The organism is Sorangium sp. So ce119, from assembly GCF_051524405.1.
Lineage (GTDB): Bacteria > Myxococcota_A > Polyangia > Polyangiales > Polyangiaceae > Sorangium > Sorangium cellulosum_G.
In genome coordinates this window covers 6,108,180-6,125,119 of record NZ_CP150310.1, presented here as the reverse complement: position 1 = coordinate 6,125,119, position 16,940 = coordinate 6,108,180, and the positions used below count along the sequence as shown (strand labels likewise).

Here is a 16,940-nt window from a genome sequence, read left to right as displayed (position 1 = left end):
TTCGCCGTCACCGCGCGATCCCCGCACCCTTCGCTTGATCTCCGCGGGGCGCCCGGGGACCATGCGCCGCAGCTACCCGGACGGGTGCCGGGAGAGCCGGCGCGCGGCGCGGGGGCGAGGGAGCGCCAGATGATCGACCTGTACACGTGGACCACGCCGAACGGCTACAAGCCCATCATTCTCCTCGAGGAGCTCGAGCTCGCCTATGCGATCAAGCCCATCGACATCGGGTCTGGCGCGCAGCACCAGCCGGATTACCTGCGCATCAACCCGAACGGGAAGATCCCCGCGCTGGTGGACCACGACCACCCGAACGGGCCGGTCACCGTCTTCGAGTCGGGGGCGATCCTCATCTACCTCGCCGAGAAGACGGGCAAGCTGCTGCCCGCGAGCGAGCCGGGCCGGTCGCGCGTCATCGAGTGGCTGATGTTCCAGATGGGCGGGGTGGGCCCGATGCTCGGTCAACTCGGGCATTTCCGCAATGCCGCGCCCGAGAAGATCCCCTACGCCATCGAGCGCTATCAGAAGGAGCAGGAGCGCATCTACAAGGTGCTCGACGGCCGCCTCGCCGGGTCCGAGCACCTCGCCGACGCGTACTCGGTCGCGGACATCGCGACCTTTCCCTGGATCTCCATGGCCGCGCGCATGGGGGTGAGCCTGGAGCCGTATCCGAACCTCGCGCGCTGGGAGCAGGCGATCAAGGCGAGGCCGGCCGTCACGCGAGCGTTCCAGGCGAAGATCAAGCCCTGAGAGCGCGATCACCCCGGCCTGTCGACAGGGCGACCCGGCTCGGGTCGCCGCCCTGAGCTCCAGCGAGCACCTCATCGGCCCGGGGTTCACGCGCCGAGCTCGAAGAGCTGCATCGCCACGAGCGCGACGCAATCGGGCTCGCGCGAGTCCGACACGATCTGACGGAGCTCGTGGAAATACCGCACGTGCAAGGCGCGCAGCCGCTCGAGGTCACGGCGCGCGACGCTGACCAGGTTGTAGGAATACAGGCCCGGATCGCCGCGACCCTGCCGGCGCGCGGCGACGTCGAGCCAGTGCGATTTCAATCGTTGTCGCGGCTCGGCGGCGCCTCGGGTCATGTCGACCGTCTCGGCCGTGGCGGCGTACCGGCCGCCGCGCCATCGGACCAGGGCCGCCCGCGACAGGGCTTCCAGGCACGCGCGCACCTCGTCCTCCGGGAGCCCGAGGCGCGCGGCGACCCAGGCGTCGTCGTGGCAGGGGAGGGCCGCGTAGGTCGCGAGCTCGAGGACGCGCAGGACGGCGTGAGACCAGGGGAGCTCCGTCGCTATCCGGCGGCGCTCCTCGAGCACGCGGAAGTCGCGCGCCACCGAGGGCAGCTCGCCCGGGTGGACGAAGAGGGCGAGGAAGTCGAGGAGCCGGTCGGTTGTCGCGTCGACGATGGCCAGCACGTCGGGGAGCCGGGGCTGGGATGTGCCCGCCATGAAGCGCGACACCTGGGACGCGCTGCGCCCGATGCGGGCGCCGATCTCGGCGTTGCTCAGGCCCCCCTTGACGACCTGAAAGAGGGCGGCCGTGAGGGCCGGGTCCGAGACGGCGACACCCGCGCCGAAGGCCGACTCCTGGCGCACGAAATCCGAGAGCGCGCGATGGACGTCGACGCCGTTGTACGCCGCGACGCGCAGCAGGGTCGGGAGCGTGGGAAAGCGCCGCCCGGACTCCCACCCGAAGGCGACGTTCGTGCCGTACCCGAGCCGGACGCTCAGCTGCCGCTGCGAGCGCCGGCCGCGGAGAACACGGCAGAAATCCTTCGCGATTTCATCGTAATGCGCCCTCTTGTATCTCATATATGCATCGATGATAGCATATCGGCGCGATAGATAATGCGTATCTGCGCTACACGGCGCTTGCGCTGGCTCCTGCGCTGCGGCAAGTGGATGGCGAAGGAGGCTTCGATGAACGTACGACTTGCTTGCTGGCTCGTGGTGGGGCTGCTCATGGGGTGCACGAGCGCCGGGGGGCAGACGGGGGAGATCGCCGCCGATCCCTGCGATTCCTTCCCGGAGGTGGCGGGCCAGTTCGTGGCGTATGGCCTCACCGACCCGACGCCCCTCGGCGTGAGCGGCCAGGAGGCCATCGACGCGACAGGCGGGTCAGGGAGCTTCGACGTGGCGTGGGCCAACGGAACGAAGAGCGCCGTGAGCTGGTCCCTCGCCGCCGACACAGAGAGCTCGCCGGTGGTGGCCCATGTCGACCGCCGCAGCGCGTGTGCCGACGAGTACCTGCAGGTCCTCGTGCTCGGCCGCCTGTCGAGCGCCGACGGCGTCCTCGATCACGAGCAGCGGGGCGCGCTCCATCGGGGCGAGGAGGGCGCCGCGCACCTTCGCCTGTTCTTCTCCTTCGACGAGAACCCGTTCCCGGACGTGTACGCCGGCGGTGGGTCGGGGGATGGCTGCGCGGGGTGCGGCGGCGCCTTCGAGCTCTCCGTCGAATCGCGCTGGGAGGCGGGCGAGTCGACCCCTCATGGCCATGTGTACCTGACAGAGAACGGGACGCTGCTCGGCGAAGTCGGCTCCTTTTGAGGCCGATCACGGCGGCGGCCGCGACGTCACGGCGTCATCGGCAGCGCGACAAGGATGTTCGCGTTGCACATCTCGTTCTGCGTGCCCCACCCTGGCAGCACCGGCTCCCTGGCGTCGCGCGTGTCGAAGGTGCATGTCACCTCGATCGACGAGCCCGGGTCGAGCAGCGGCCGCGTGCGGTACCAGTACACGCCTTGCCAGTGGACGTCCCAGTCCTCCACGCGCGCGATGCAGCTCTCCTGCGCCCCCGACGCCACGCGGATGTCGAAGGTGCGCCCGCGCTCGTGCATGTGCGGCATCACGCCGAGCACCTCGATCGGGGGCAGCGCCGGGTCGATCGCGAGCTCCGCCCGCGTCCTGCTCCACGTCGTGGCGGCGTCCTGCTGGCCGGGCGGCAGCGTGTCCGGGCCGTCCGGCTCGAAGAGGCTCGTGAGGAAGCCGTCGTCCCCGATGAACACGGCGCGCCGCTCCACGGTGTCCTCGTAGCGGAGCCGGAGGCGCGTCGAGTCCTCGGCGGAGGCGCCCGCGTGGTCATGGAGGTTGTAATGCACCTGGACCACGAAATGGTCGTTCGAGGAGATCGGCGCCCCGGTGCCGACGGGGAACTCGACCACGTCCTGCCCGGGCGCCCAGGCGAACAGCGGCTGGAACGGCATCGCGTCGGAAGGGCCGCCGAAGCACTCCCAGCCGGGCCTGTCCGGCGAGGCATCGTCGAGCTCCGTCATCACGTCCTGGTTCGTCTTGCCCTCCGCCAGCGACGCCTCCGAGGGGGTCACCCGGTAGACCGTGACGTGATGAACGATGGACCGGACCCCGGGCGTCACCTGATATCCGGTGATGAAGCGGTCCGCCTCGATGCCCGGGTCCACCTGGAAGCACCGCCACTCGTCGTGCGCCGCGAGCGGATTGGCGGGGTCGACCACGGGGGTGATCGGCGGTGTCGTGTAGTCGACGCCGCCCTCGAGCGTGGGCACGGGCGGGATGGGCGGCGCGCCCGCGCGATCGCCCTCGGCGCGCGCCCCGGTCGCCCAGCGATGGATGATGTCGAGCTCCTCGGCGGTGAGCGTCGCCTCGTCCTTGAAGTCGCCGCACGAGCCGTCGTGCGTCACGAGGAATGGAGGCATATGGCCGCCCTGCACGGCGTCGTCGATCGCGCCGGCGCGCGCCTTCGCCGAGACGTAGTCGTCGAGGCGGAACGGCCCGAGCCCGCCCTCCTGATGGCACGAGCTGCACTTGGACATCGTTATCGGCGCGACGTCCTGCCAGAACGTGGGCTCCGGCGCCGGCTCCTGCTCCTGCGCCGCGCATCCGAGCGAGAGCGCGAGCGGCACGAGGGCCGAGAGGCCGCGCGCGTGGAGGGGCATGGTCGTCGTTCGCATCGATCGCCTCGGGTCGTGCTGCTTCAAGCGGACCTCCCTGAAATGTGTATCACGTACACGTTTGTGTGTGTGATATACGCAGTCGAGGGATGGCTGTCAAACCAACGAGGCGTCGGAAAACGGCGACGGAGTACAGCGGCGGCGGCGACGCCGTGCGCAGCCTGGAGCTCCTCTGGGGGGCCAGGAAGCGGCCGAGCCGGGGGCCCAGGCCTGGCCTGAGCCTCGATCAGATCGTGCGGGCCGCCATCGAGCTCGCCGACGGCGAGGGGCTCTCGGCGCTGTCGATGCAGCGGGTCGCCGGGAAGCTCGGGTTCACCACGATGTCGCTCTACCGGTACGTTCCGAGCAAGGCCGAGCTCCTGGATCTCATGCTGGACACCGTCGCGGGGGAGCTGCCCCTGGTCGACGACGTCCCCGGGGGGTGGCGGGCCAAGCTCGAGGCGGCGGCGCTGGCGGACTGGGCGCTCTACCACCGCCACCCGTGGTTCTTGCACGTGACGCCGGTGCGCCCCGTGATGGGGCCGAACGGGATGGCGGCGTACGACGCGGAGCTCCGCGCGGTCTGCGGGATCGGCCTCAGCGACCGCGAGGTGATCGCCGCCGTCCACCTCGTCGACGGGTACGTCCGCGGCGCGGCGAGGCTCTCGGTGGACGTGGCCGAGGCCGAGCGGGAGACCGGCGTCACCGACGCGCAGTGGTGGTCCGAGCGCGCGCACTTCTGGGACAAGCTCTTCGACCCGGAGCGCCTCCCGACGATGGCGAAGCTGATGCGCTCGGGCGCCTTCGGCGAGCACCCCTTCACGGAGGAGGTGTTCCTGTTCGGCCTGCAGCGCGTGCTCGAGGGCATCGAGGCGCTCGTCCGATCGCGCTCCGGCCACCGTGACGAAACTTGTGACGAAACGGGGACCCTGGCGCGTGGGTGTGATGAAACTCCCGGCGACGCCCCTCGGCGTGAGGAGCCGCCGACGTGCGCGCAGTGCGGCGGCGAGATCGCCCAGCCCGCCACGGGGCGGCCGCGGGCTTACTGCTCACGGGCCTGTCAGCAGCGCGCTTACCGGGCGCGCAGCGCGGCCGACGGGCGGTGATGGACGGTGATCGCCGCCTGTCCGCGCCCGGCGTCCGAGCGCTCGCTGGGCTGTCGGGGACGACGGAGAGAGGTTCAGGCGGAGATCGGGCGCGCCTTGCGCGCCAGCGCGTAGGCGATGCCGCTTTGCAGGGTGCCGCAGGTGACGAGCCCTCTCAGCTCGGTCCCCAGGTCGACCAGCGCCTGCGCGACGACGGGGCGGATGCCCGAGAGCACCACCTCGGCGCCGAGCAGCCTCGCGGCCTGCGCGACGCGGACCAGCGCGGCGGCGACGTCCCCGTCCACGTGCTTCACGCCGGTGATGTCGAGGATCGCGACCGTCGCTTGCCGCTCGCCGAGCGCGTTCAGGAGGGTCTCGAGGATCTGCTGCGCGCGCTCGCCGTCGATCGTCCCGATGAGCGGCATGGCGATCACCCCGTCGGCGATCGGGATGAGCGGCGTGCCGAGCTCCCGGAGCGCCGCCTGCTGCACCTGGATCACCTGCATCTGCGCGAGCGTCTCCTGCTCGTAGCGGAGCTGCTCCGTGATGTCCCTGAAGAAGGCCGCGAAGCCCGTCGGCTCGCCCGTCGGGCCCACGAGCGCGAAGGCGCTGAGCTGCCCCATCCACGTGCTCCCGTCCGGTCGCAGGATCCTGAGGACGCCGCGCCAGGCGCCCTCCGTGGCGAGGGCGGGCATGACCACGCTGGAGAGCTGGGCGAAGTCCTCGGGTGAATAGAAGACCGACAGCGGTTGACCGACGCCCCCGTCGGCGAAGCCGCTCATCGACTTGAAGGCCAGGTTTGCGTACGTGACCACGCCGGTCAGGGTCGTCATCGTGATGCCGTCGAGGGCATGGTCGACCAGACGCTTCGAGACAGCGGCGTCCTCGGCCTGGCGGCGCAGCTCGGCCTCTCTCTCCCTCTGGGCCGTGGTGTCCTGAGCCGCGCGACGCAGCTCGGCTCGCAGATCGCGCTCTGTTTGCTCCAGCTCGGACAGGCGAGCGCGGAGCGCGGCAAGCTCGAGCTCCTGCGCTCGGTGATCCGAATCGTGAGAATCCATGGACCTTCCTGAGTGAATCCGGACGGCGCCGACTCGGCATCTCGCCCAGGCCCGCGAGGCTACTACCGACGGACCGCCGCTGGGAAGAGCGCGTCGCGGCCCCGGAGCGGGCGTGCCACCGCGAGCACGGCTGCTGCGCTCCTGCGTCGGGCGCCCACTCGCGCGCACCTGTCCCGGTAACGGGGTGGGGCGCGCAGCATGCCAGTTGGACTCCCGCGTACAGAGCGTCGCGCCGGCGCCGATCGATGACGGCTGATGGCCACGTACCACCGCCGCTCGACGTGCCGGCTCGCCACGTCGGTGGGGTCCCGCCGCCAGGGCTTGCAAGGCCGTCGGGAGGGTGGTACGTTCAGGTAGGTTTATGTGGGATGGCTTCGGCAGGCTCATGCGCGCCTTTGCGGAGGGGCAGGGGGGTCGTGGAGATCGGGGCGCCCACCGCGGTTGGCGCGGGCGAAATCTCTTGATTCTCGGAGGCCGCTTCGGTGTCCTGCCCCGCTCGCCGGGTCCGCCCGGCGGACGGTCTCTTCGGGCCTGCCGGCTCGTCCTTCCGAGCACCGCACCGCGGATTCTCCGATGACGCGACGCGGTGTCCCCTGTCTCTGACGGCTCGCCGGGCTCAGCGCCCGCTTGACGGAATCCCCCTGAAGCTCCAGAAAGATCGCTCTACATGCAAACGAAGACCATCCTGCCTGTCGTGGTGTTGACGGCCTTCGCCGTGGCGGCCTCTGGTTGCGGCAAGGGCGGCACCGAGCGTTCCAACGAGCGGTGGGCGACCACCGAGAACACCACCGTCGAGCTCGACTTCGACAAGATCAACGAAGCGTACAAGGCGGCGGAGGGGCCCGAGGACTTCGAGCGGCGCGTCAACGAGATCTACCAGGGGAGCGAGGTCATCAGCGTCGCCGTCCAGGATCTCGACGCCAAGTCGCAGGTGGTCACCGGGTTCTTCGACAAGAACACCGACGGCGCCGTGCAGGACCCGGAGAAGGTGTTCACGATCCGCCGTGACGTGACGGGCGAGGGCGCCGCGCAGATGCAGACGTCCGGGTACGGCGCCTTCGGCTACTACCACTCGCCGTTGATGGGCATCGCCTCCGGCATGCTCCTCGGCTCGATGCTGTCGTCGGCGTTCCGACCGAACTATGTGCCGGTCTACACGCAGCCGTACACAACGCCGCCGAGCCGCGCGTCCGCCCTGCAGTCCCACCGCGACACGGTCCGCTCCTCGAGCCCGTCCGGCGCCGACAGGAGCAAGGCGTCGCAGACCGGGCGGCGCTACAACAGCATCGGCGGCGGCCGGTCCGGCGGCGGCTCGCGGTTCGGCGTTCACCGGAAGGATCGCAGCCGCAGGCCCGAGCGCCTCATCGCATAGCGCGCGCCTCCCGCCGCGATGCAGCCCCTCCGAAGCCTCTCGGAGCTCCCTTTCCACGGCCGTCCGGCGCTGGAGCTCCTCAACCTCGAGCAGCACCGAGACGCGCCGGACCTGGAGTCCACGCAGTTCGGCTGGTGCCGGGTGGACGAGCTCTGGCTCGACGGCCGCGCGGACCGCGCGCCGATGCGGGTGACGGACGCGCTCGTCGTGGCGGTGCACGCCGCGGACGAGCCGGAGGTGCTGTCGGACGACGTGGAGCTCGAGTTCTTCGTCGAGGAGGTCGCGAAGGACTACTCGGTGACCGTGCTCCTGTCGACGTTCCTCGATCGCTGGCTGCCCGCCGCGTCTGGCGGTGAGCGGGCGATCGTGCTCGCCATGTGCAACCCCCACGCCGCGCGCGTCCGGCAGCCGAAGGCGGCTGGGCGCACGCCGGTGTATTACGCCGACGGTGACGTGGATTCTTGGCTCGACACCGACGGAGACGGTCGCCAGCGCATCCGCCTCGAGGCGGAGGCCTGGCACATCGCGGAGTGAGCGGATGGGCTTTGGACAAAGAGATGCTGTGGTGTCGCGCGAGCAGAAGCTGGTCTTTGCCGGCATCTACGTGCTGAAGAAGATGGACCTGAAGCCCGCCGAGGGCGGCATCGAGATGCCTCTCGTGCTGCCGTCCGAGCTGACCCCGTTGCAGGACGTCCTGCAGGAGCTCGTGAACGCGGACCTCGTCGAGGTCAACCGCCGCAAGGCGCGGTTCGAGATCACCAAGAAGGGGCTGGCCTACCTCTCCGAGATCATCGACGAGGCGGAGGCGCTTGTTGACGAGTTCGACGACGAGTCGCTCGAGGATGCGGTGGCCGAGCTCCGCACGCGGAACGTGGACGTGCTGCGGGCCCGCTTCCTGTGGGGCTGGTACGACGGCGAGCTGGATGATCTCGTGCTCTTCCAGCAGCGCCGGGGCGCGGAGCCGGTCGAGTCGTGGTGGGCAGATTACCTCCTCAGCGACGCGTTCTACGAAGCGCTGAGAAGCGACTACGAGTGAGCCTGAGGGGGCGCGGCATCACGCCCCGGCGTCACACGGCTTGAACCGCCGTCCAGAGAGACCCCAGCATCGGCGCGGGACCAGCGCCGCCGTCTCCAGCGGCTTGCCCCTGCGCGCGAGGGGCCGAGGCGCGTGCTTCAGCGGCGGCAGCCGATGCGCTCGGTCGCGACGATGACGTCGTCGTAGAGGATGGTGTGCGCGTCGGCGACGGTCATACCGCGCTCTTCCATCTCCGCCCGTCGGCGAGCGTCGGAGTCGCGCTCGTAGTAGGCGTCGAGCATGAAGCTCTTGAAGCGCACGTCATCGCTCGATCGGAAGTCGAAGCCCCCGAACGGCTCGGGCGGCGTGCACGCGCTGAAATCGCACCCTCCCGTGTGGAACTGGTCGCGGAGCCAGGTGCCGTCGGGGTGGCCGGGGCGATAGTCGCCGATCGCCACGTCGTCGATCCAGAACGCGAGCGCGCCGTCGCTCTGGCCGACCGTGTTCGCGCGCGCGTGCATCTCGACGCAGAACCAGCGGTCCCGCGGGAACGGCGCTTGCCCCGGCGGCTGGAAGCCGTTGCCGTAGTGGTAGGTCGTGCCTTGATCTCCCGCGCAGCCAGGCGTGGTGGTCCCGTCATTGCAGCGGCCGGAGCGCATCTTGTACCAGTAGGCGTAGAAGTTGAAGACGTCGTCGGTGTTCGTGTCGAAGTCGAACCAGAAGCCCTCGTCTCCGGGCGGCACCGTGTTCGCCAGGCCGCTGCTGCTCCAGCTCTCGGTGCCCGCCGCCATGCGCACCCAGTGGTGCGGGTTCGGCGCGAGCTCGGGGAAGCGCACGTGGAAGCGCCAGTAGGCCGCGTCGACGCGCGCGTGGGTGACCCATGTGGACGACGAGATGTACGTCTCCTCCGCCAGATCGGCGGTCGTCACGGTCGAGCGGAGGTAGCCCTGTCCGGCATGGGCGGTCGCCGGGTCGCTCTCGATGTGGAGGTAGCGCGTGTCGGCGGTTGGCCCGTCCCAGCGCCCCCAGCCTTGCTCGAAGTCGTCGTGGAAGAGCACGGCCGGGTCACCGGCGATCCCGACGTCGTCCGGGTAGCGCTCGCTCAGCGTGCCGGGGGGCGGCGGTGTGTCGCCGTTGCCCCCGCCGCCAGCGCTCGTTCCGCTGCCCCCGCCGCCAGCGCTCGTTCCGCCGCCGTCGGGGTGCGGCGAGGGCATGTCCGGCCCTGAGCCACCGTCGCCGCCGGAGCCGGGCGTGGAGTCGCAGGCGGCGAGGAGCAGCGCGATCACCAGGGGAAATTGCAGATGGTTCTTCATCCTTCCACGCTATCCGCTGCTCCGCCTCCTGACCAACGCCCGGAGGGCGACGTGTGCCCCATCGCCCCTGGAGTCATCCCGACGCCACGAAGGTCGCGAGCTTTTCGGGGCTCATCATCCAGTAGATGCGCTCGATGCCCTCGGCGGACGCGTCGATGGACGCGAGCGCCAACGCGACACCGTCCCGGCGGATGAGGACGGCCGGCTGACCGTTCGTCTCCAGCCACGTGACGGCGGTGCCCGACCAGAAGCGGCCCGCGAAGCCGGCGATGAGCTTCGCGACGCGCTCGCGACCGTGCACCGGGACGCGGGCGGCCATCCGCACGCGTCCGTTGCTGTCCGTGGTCGACGCGACGTCGGCCGCGAAGAGGCGCTCGAGCGCGGAGAGGTCTCCCTTCTGCGCGGCGGCGATGAAGCTCTCGAGGAGGCGCCGCTGCTGCTCGACGCCGACCGGGGCGCGACGCTCGCCAGCGAGATGCTTCCGCGCGCGGGCGAACAGCTGGCGCACGTTCGCCTCGCCGAGATCGAGGATCCCGGCGATCTCCTCGTACGGGTAGTCGAACACCTCGCGGAGCACGTACACCGCGCGCTCCGTGGGCGTGAGCTTCTCGAGGAGCACGAGCACGGCCAGGGCAAGGCCTTCCTGCGTCTCGGCGCCGAGCTCCGCGCTGGGGCTCGTGTCGATCGGCTCGGGTAGCCAGGGCCCGACGTACGCCTCGCGGCGGACACGCGCGGACTGGGCCACGTTGATCGCCAGGCGCGTGGTGGCGGTCACCAGGAATCCCGTCGGCTCCTGCACGGTCGAGCGGTCGATCGCCTGCCAGCGGACCCAGGTGTCCTGCACGACGTCATCCGCCTCGGCCCTGCTGCCGAGTATCCGATACGCGATGCCGAGGAGCCGGGGCCGCAACGCGACGAACGGATCGGCGGCAGGCGGTGAGCCTTCAGGGACTCGGGGCGCCGTCACTTTTCTTGCTCCGACCTGTCACAAGGCGGCGGGCTGTCCGGTCCTCCCCGCAACGGAGCATCCGGTCGGGATGCGCGAACCAGGAGAATCGTCATGAAGGTCGTCGTGTTCGGGGGTAGCGGGCTCATTGGGAAGAAGCTGGTCGGGATCCTTCGGGAGAAGGGGCACGAGGTTACACCGGCGTCGCCGTCCACGGGCGTCGACATCTTGAGCGGCGCCGGCGTCGCCGAGGCGGTCCGTGGCGCCGAGGTCGTCGTGGACGTCGTCAACGCGCCCTCGTTCGAGGCCGATGCCGTGATGGGCTTCTTCCAGAGGGCGGCCGGTGTGATCCTGCCCGCCGAGGCAGCCGCGGGCGTTCGCCATCACATCGCGCTCTCCGTCGTGGGGGCCGACCGCCTGCCGACGAGCGGTTACATGCGCGCGAAGGCGGCGCAGGAGGCAGCGATCCGCGCGGCAGGGGTGCCCTACACGATCGTGCGCGCGACCCAGTTCTTCGAGTTCGTCAGCGCGATCGTCGACGCTGCGACGACGGGCGACACGGCCACGCTGACGCCTGCCCTCCTCCAGCCGATCGCGGCCGACGACGTGGCGGCAGCGCTGGCAGCCATCGCGGAGGAGCCGCCCAGGAACGGCATGGTCGAGCTCGCCGGCCCCGAGGCGATCGGCCTCGACGAGCTCGGCCGTCGGTGGCTCGCGGCGAAGAAGGACCCGCGCAAGGTCGTCACGGACGCCGCAGCCGGGTACTTCGGCGCGCAGCTCGACGACAGCGCGCTCACCCCCGGCCCGGCCCCGCGATCTGGGGCGCTTCGCTTCGATGCGTGGCTCGCGCGGGCGTGAGGAATCAACCGCGGTATCCGGCGTCACCGACGACACGCGGCCGCCGAGGGGCGGCGTCCCGGGTCCGGGCAGCCGTGAAATCCTGCTCCGCTGCGGTGTCCGTCCGCCGCTCGATGAGAGGATGGGCTCCACGACCGGCGCAACGTGCTTGCGCCCCCTGAACGGAGACCCATGCTGAATACCCTCCTTGTTCGACATGCGCTGTCGTCGCGCACGCGCGCGGTCCCGCGGTGGACGCGGGCTGGCCTGACCGAGCGCCGCCCGCGGCGCGGCGCAGCGCAGGACGCCGCGAGGCGCTGCGCCGCGGGCGCGCTGCTCCTCCTGGGCCTGGTGCTGGCTCCGCGCTCAGCCGCCGCGACCGAGGTCTCGGACGAGCTCCAGCTCGGGCAGCCGACGCCTGTCGCCGCGCCCGGCGTCCAGACCGCGCCGGCGGCGGCGTGCGGCGCGGGCGGGTGCCTCGCGCTCTGGGAAGAGACGAACGTCTTCCCCCAGAACGTGCTCGGGCGCCGCATGCTCGACGGTGCGCTGGTCGACCCATGGCCGTTCGAGGTGACGCCGCGGTCCGTGCCCCAGGCCAGACCTGCCGTCGCGGCCGGCGGCCCTGGGTACCTCGTGATCTGGGTCGAGGCCGCCGACGGCGGCGACAACCGCGTGCTGGCCTTGCGGCTCGACCACGACGGCGCCGCGCTCGACGCGGAGCCCCTCCTCGTCGCCGAGGGAGACCGGCTCGACAGCGCCGCCGTGGCCTCCGACGGCGCCACGTTCCTCGTCGTGTGGAACACGCCGAACGGCCGGTTGGCCCGGCGCGTCGGCGGAGACGGCGCGCTCCTCGACGAGGCCCCGACCGACGTCGCGGAGACCACGCACGGCGGGACACCGCCGGCCGTCGCGTACGACGGGACCAACTACCTCGTCGTCTGGAGCGACCCCCCTGGAGCGGAAAACGCCCGCGTCCGCGGCGCGCGCGTGACGCCGACGGGCGTGGCCCTCGATCTCGAGAGCTTCGCCATCTCCCCCTCCTCCTCGTCCACCTCGACCTCCCCCCGCGATCGCCCGGTGGTCGCGTGCCGCCCCGGCGAGTGCCTCGTCGCGTGGCTCGATGCCAGCGAAGGCACCCCGGGCGTGGCCGCGGCGCGCGTGACGTCGGAGGGTACGGTGCTCGACGCCGCGGGGACCTCCCTCGTGCCGGGCAACAACTGGCGTGGGCCGTTCGCTGTCGCGGCGGACAGCTCCGGCTACCTCGTGGTCGTGGGGTACTCGCACCACGACGACGCCACGGGCGTGGGGGAGCACCGGGTGTCGGCGAAGCGCGTGGACGGCGATACCGGGCTGCCCGACGCCGCGCTGACGCTCCTGTCGACGACCCCGGAGCCCGACGCGGGGGTCGCGGTGGCCTTCGACGGCGCGGCCTACCTCGTCGCGTGGGCCGACGCGCAGAGCGCCTCCATGCAGAGGAACCCGGACATCCATGCTGCGCGCCTGTCGCCCGGGGGCGCGCGCCTCGAAGGCAACGTCCTGCTCTCGGGTGTGCCGAACGATCAGCAAAGCGTCGCCGTGGCCCCCTCCGGCGACGGCTTCCTCGCGGCGTGGAGCGAAGAGCGCCCGGACGGAGAGCCGGGAAGGGAGCTCCGCGTCGCCTGGACCGCCCCCGACGGCGTCGTCCTGGGCGCCCCCTCGGTGCTCGCGGCCGCGGCCAACGGTTGGGAGCCGGCGGTCGCGTCCGACGGCGCGCAGCACGCCGTCGTGTACATCCAGGACCAGGCGCTCGAAGGGGCGCTCCTCGACCCCACGGGTCAGGCCCGCGCGCTCGACTTCTCCGCGTGGAACGAAACGACGCCGGAATCTCCGCGCCTCGCCCTGGACGGTAACGATATCGTGGTGGCGAGCCGCTTCCGCGGGCCCTCCGACGCCGGCGGCGTGCAGATCGGGCGGATCCGCGCCAACGGCAAGGTGACCGGACCGATCGACCTCGACGTGGAGCAGGAGCCCTCTGCTCCGGACATCGCCTGCGACAGCGGGATCTGTATGGTCGTCTGGACGGCGTCCAACAGCGGGGGGCTCGAGGCGCGCTTTCTGCGCTGGCACACGGCCACCCGGCTGTCTGCATTGTCCTCCTTCAACGCCGGGCCGAACACGCGGCCGCGCGTCGCGCAGGGCGGCGGCCGGTTCCTGGTCGTGTGGGGCGGACCGCGCGCGGACTCGGCAGTCCACGCCGCGCTCGTCGGGCCGGACGGGGAGCTCCTTGCGCAGGCCGATATCCCGACGACCGACCGCGATGCGGTGGTGCACGAGCCGGCGGTCGCGTTCGACGGGGAGCGGTTCGTCGTGGCCTGGATCGAGCAGCGGTACGGGGAGGCGGAGCTGGAAGCGTGCGACGTCTTCGCCGTGCGGCTCTCGACGACCGGCGAGGTCTCGGCGCCGTTCGCGGTGACCGACACGCCGTCGGTGGTGGAGGAGAAGCTGCAGGTCGCCTCGAACGGGGCCGGGCGAACGCTCGTCGCCCATGACGTCTACGAGAGCATCTGGGGAGACACGAGAGGTCGTCGCGTCGCGGCGCACGTCCTCAGCGATGAGGTGGCGCCCGACGGCGGCGCTGGCGGCGCCGGCGGCGACGGCCCGGTCGGTGGTGAAGGCGGAGGCGGCGGCGGGGACGCTGCTGCGCACGACGCTGCTGCGCACGACGAGGGGTGCGGGTGCCGGGTGGCCGGCGCGGCGGCGGGAGACAGCCCGGTGGCCGCGATCGCGGGGCTCTTGCTCTGCCTGGCGGCGGCCGCCGCGCGGACGCGGTCGCGCCGGGCAGCGCGCTGGCACGCGGGCTCCCGCGGCGCCGCCGACCGGGCCACCCTGCGGTAGAGAGGGGTCGGGAGCACGATGGGGACGCCGGGCGCAAAGATGGCTTCCAGGTCTTTCTTCATCTAGACGACGAGAAAGTGCAGCGTCTGGCTGCTGCGGCGCTACTGGCGCGCTTCCCGGCGTCGCAGCAACGCGCGCCATCAGGCAAGCCCCCGATCTCACAGCGGGTGGTGCCGAAGCCAACTCTCGAAATCGGTGAGTGGAATGCCAGGCGCTCGTGCCGCCTCGGGGGGTGGCCGGGCTGCCGTGGTGGTTCAGCTCGCCGAGCCGCAGGGGCGTGACGCGTGCATGCGCGAGAGGTGACGGCCGAGGTGAAACCCCATGGACGAATCGTGCAAGGACCGGCACGATGCCTCGCCATGGGACGAAAGAAGGCGCACGTTGCGGCGATCCTCTCGCTCGTCGCGGCGCCCGCCCTGCCGCTCGCCGCAGGGGTGATGGTCTGTCTCGGCGCAGGGGCGCGGAGGTGCGAGGTCCGATGCTGAAATGGCTGCTCGTCGGGCTCGTGGTGTTCCTGGTCTACCGGTTCGCGATGAAGCGGCCGCGTCACGATCGGCTGTTCTCGCCGGACCACCTGATCGAGCTCTCGCGCGGGCTCGGCCGCGCCAAGAGCACCGCGCTCGGGCGCGTCGGGGGGGGCCCGCCCGCGGACCCGTTCGCCGAGGGCACTGCGTTCATCACGTCCGCCAACATCGCCGTGGCGTATACCGTTGCCCAGGCCGGCGAGGACGGACACGAGCACCACGTCTCGCTCTCGTTTCGCGGCGGCGCGTTCGCTCGTGCTGCCGCGGGGTTCCTTGCCGCGGCGATCTGTCGATTGCTCGACCTCGGGGAGACGCAGCGCGTGCTCGCGGTCTCGAACAGCGGCGTCTATCACCTGATCTTCCAGGTGCCCGCCGCGGACGAGGCGCGATTCGCAGCGCGAGCCGTCCCGAAGCTCGACGATGCGGCTGCGCGGAGGCTCGTCGGCGTGGCCATCGAGGATCGGGGCCCGCTGCTCGCGCGCCTCGGCAAGCTCGACGTCAAGGTCCCGAGATGATGTTCTTGCTCGTCGACCGCCCCGCCGCGCTCTGACGTCCCGAGCTGAAGGGGAACGAGAATCCTCTACTCGCAGTCGACGAACACGACGTCGTAGGCGATGGTCGCCGAGATTCCCGAGACGCTCACGGAGTAGGTCTGGCCGGCTTCGGGCTCCCAGCCGTTCGGCACGATGCGGATGGCGTTCGTGGAGCCGTAGCCCCCCTCGAGCGGCTCCACGTCGACGGCCAGAGGGGCTCCGTCGCTCGTGATCGTGACCTCGGCGTCCTCGAGCTCGATGTCCTCGCTCTGGATCGACCAGCCGGTGTCGCTGAGTGAGCTCCAGCGGTCGCCATACGCCTGCACCGGGAACACCCCGGGCGGGGGCCAGGCCGTCCACTCCTTCCCGGCGCGCCCCGTCCCTCCGATGTTCTGCATGCAGGAGGCGCCGTTCTTCCCGGTGGAGCCGAGGCCGATCGGACCGAGATCGTTCGAAAGGATGATGCGTCGGTGGCCGAAGGTCGACTCGTTCCCGGGGTCGATCAGATAGCCCAGGACGCTCGCGACGCCGGGACCACTCGAGATGTTGCTTGTCCTCGCGCCGTCCGCGCCTGTCTTCGAGTAGCACTTCCAGCTCTCCGGCGGCTCGTGCGAGAGCGAATCGTTCGCGTCCATCATGAGCGCGCAGGCCTGGGCCTGCGCGTCGCGGGCGGGCTCGGTCGCGACCGGGGGCAAGTCCGCGAGCCAGCGGTACAGGTTGAAGAGCCGGAGCGCATTCGCTCGACCGTCGGCAGAGATGTCTCCCGGGTCGCACTCGGGATCGAGCGAGCCGCTCCACGTGCCTTCGCTCATGTCGGCGGTGTCGGCGTTGAAGCGCGCGCAGGTGCCTTCCGGCGAGCGATCGCCCGTCTCGGGCTCCTCCCCTCCCGAACCCCCCGATGCCGTGCCTGCCGACCCGCCGCCCCCTGCTCCTGTGCTGACGGCTGACGAACCTCCCGTGGAAGCGCCGCCAGCTCCTCCGGCGCTCGCGGCGCCCGAGCCTGAATCCGCACCGCCGCTGCTCGCGGCCGCTCCACCCGTCCCTCCCGATCCGCCGGTTGGCGGCGAGCCGCCCGAAGGACCTGGCGTGCCAGGATCGGCATCTTCGCTGCTGCAGGCCACGGCGGCCGCGACGAGGAGCGCCGTCGATGCGACGAGTCGAAAGCGAGGGAAAGCCGTCTTCATGGTGGAGAAAGGAGATCCAAACGTCTCGGAGGCGTCAAGCCCCAATTGGCGCGGGGGACCTGGTGGTGGCGATGCGGAGCAGCAGCAGGGGGCCCACGCTCACCTCATGGCGTGTTGGCGCCCCGCGGAGGCAACCTCCGCTCACGCGGTAGATCGGCGACGGCGGCGGACCAGCGCGCCGAGCCCTGCCACGAGCAATCCGACGAATGCGCCGCGAGGCAACTGACCACTGATGCCAGGTTGGTGGGTAGGGGGTCCAAACGCCCTTGTGTTGAAGTTGACGAGCTTGTCT

16 protein-coding genes are annotated in these 16,940 nt (G+C 71.1%); 10 read left to right on the top strand and 6 right to left on the bottom strand.

Translation table 11 applies throughout. From position 1 onward, the window contains the following. The first annotated feature begins 129 nt into the window (after positions 1-129). Positions 130-750 carry a glutathione S-transferase family protein gene (locus WME76_RS23140; RefSeq protein ID WP_437954462.1) on the top strand — a complete coding sequence of 207 codons (621 nt, stop codon included), beginning with the start codon at positions 130-132 and terminating at the stop codon, positions 748-750. Between the two features lie 86 nt (positions 751-836). Here the strand turns inward: WME76_RS23140 and WME76_RS23135 are convergent, their stop codons facing one another. Beyond that, entirely contained in the window at positions 837-1,814 is a 978-nt protein-coding gene (locus WME76_RS23135) for a DUF4423 domain-containing protein (RefSeq protein ID WP_437954461.1), read from the bottom strand. Positions 1,815-1,922: 108 nt separating this feature from the next. On the opposite strand from WME76_RS23135, the gene WME76_RS23130 reads away from it, so the two are divergent. Continuing rightward, positions 1,923-2,549, top strand: coding sequence for a hypothetical protein (locus tag WME76_RS23130; protein WP_437954460.1), 627 nt, complete (start codon positions 1,923-1,925; stop codon positions 2,547-2,549). Between the two features lie 26 nt (positions 2,550-2,575). Here WME76_RS23130 and WME76_RS23125 read toward each other — a convergent pair whose 3' ends face one another. Further along, on the bottom strand, positions 2,576-3,928 hold the full coding sequence (locus tag WME76_RS23125) for a hypothetical protein (RefSeq protein ID WP_437954459.1): 1,353 nt from the start codon (positions 3,926-3,928) through the stop codon (positions 2,576-2,578). Between the two features lie 89 nt (positions 3,929-4,017). Between WME76_RS23125 and WME76_RS23120 the strand changes: the two genes are divergently transcribed. Beyond that, a complete protein-coding gene (locus WME76_RS23120) occupies positions 4,018-5,013 on the top strand; it encodes a TetR/AcrR family transcriptional regulator (RefSeq protein ID WP_437954458.1) in 996 nt (331 codons plus the stop codon). Between the two features lie 74 nt (positions 5,014-5,087). On the opposite strand, the gene WME76_RS23115 is transcribed toward WME76_RS23120, so the two are convergent. Next, positions 5,088-6,050 carry an STAS domain-containing protein gene (locus WME76_RS23115; protein WP_437954457.1) on the bottom strand — a complete coding sequence of 321 codons (963 nt, stop codon included), beginning with the start codon at positions 6,048-6,050 and terminating at the stop codon, positions 5,088-5,090. A gap of 667 nt (positions 6,051-6,717) precedes the next feature. Here WME76_RS23115 and WME76_RS23110 point away from each other — a divergent pair. From WME76_RS23110 to WME76_RS23100, 3 genes are read left to right on the top strand one after another with little or no spacing between them, the layout of a single operon-like run. Further along, the gene (locus WME76_RS23110; protein WP_437954456.1) at positions 6,718-7,422 is read left to right on the top strand and encodes a hypothetical protein; all 705 of its coding nucleotides are present in this window, start codon (positions 6,718-6,720) and stop codon (positions 7,420-7,422) included. An 18-nt stretch (positions 7,423-7,440) separates the two neighbouring features. Continuing rightward, a complete protein-coding gene (locus WME76_RS23105; protein WP_437954455.1) occupies positions 7,441-7,956 on the top strand; it encodes a hypothetical protein in 516 nt (171 codons plus the stop codon). A gap of 31 nt (positions 7,957-7,987) precedes the next feature. Beyond that, positions 7,988-8,458, top strand: coding sequence for a hypothetical protein (locus WME76_RS23100; RefSeq protein WP_437954454.1), 471 nt, complete (start codon positions 7,988-7,990; stop codon positions 8,456-8,458). Positions 8,459-8,595: 137 nt separating this feature from the next. On the opposite strand, the gene WME76_RS23095 is transcribed toward WME76_RS23100, so the two are convergent. Then, positions 8,596-9,750: a hypothetical protein gene (locus WME76_RS23095; RefSeq protein WP_437954453.1), complete on the bottom strand. Its 1,155-nt coding sequence runs from the start codon at positions 9,748-9,750 to the stop codon at positions 8,596-8,598. A gap of 73 nt (positions 9,751-9,823) precedes the next feature. Next, entirely contained in the window at positions 9,824-10,717 is an 894-nt protein-coding gene (gene sigJ / locus WME76_RS23090; protein ID WP_437954452.1) for an RNA polymerase sigma factor SigJ, read from the bottom strand. Between the two features lie 93 nt (positions 10,718-10,810). Between sigJ and WME76_RS23085 the strand changes: the two genes are divergently transcribed. The 4 genes from WME76_RS23085 to WME76_RS23070 all read left to right on the top strand — a co-directional run bounded on the left by WME76_RS23085 (position 10,811) and on the right by WME76_RS23070 (position 15,446). Then, complete coding sequence (locus WME76_RS23085; RefSeq protein ID WP_437954451.1) at positions 10,811-11,554, top strand: SDR family oxidoreductase; 744 nt, start codon at positions 10,811-10,813, stop codon at positions 11,552-11,554. 171 nt (positions 11,555-11,725) lie between these two features. Further along, positions 11,726-14,407: a hypothetical protein gene (locus WME76_RS23080; protein ID WP_437954450.1), complete on the top strand. Its 2,682-nt coding sequence runs from the start codon at positions 11,726-11,728 to the stop codon at positions 14,405-14,407. 359 nt (positions 14,408-14,766) lie between these two features. Continuing rightward, positions 14,767-14,892, top strand: a complete 126-nt coding sequence (locus tag WME76_RS23075; protein ID WP_437954449.1) for a hypothetical protein — start codon at positions 14,767-14,769, stop codon at positions 14,890-14,892. Next, on the top strand, positions 14,886-15,446 hold the full coding sequence (locus tag WME76_RS23070; protein WP_437954448.1) for a hypothetical protein: 561 nt from the start codon (positions 14,886-14,888) through the stop codon (positions 15,444-15,446). Before WME76_RS23075 ends, WME76_RS23070 begins: the two co-directional genes overlap by 7 nt. Before the next feature lie 65 nt (positions 15,447-15,511). On the opposite strand, the gene WME76_RS23065 is transcribed toward WME76_RS23070, so the two are convergent. Further along, complete coding sequence (locus WME76_RS23065) at positions 15,512-16,276, bottom strand: CAP domain-containing protein (protein WP_437954447.1); 765 nt, start codon at positions 16,274-16,276, stop codon at positions 15,512-15,514. Positions 16,277-16,940: the final 664 nt, after the last annotated feature.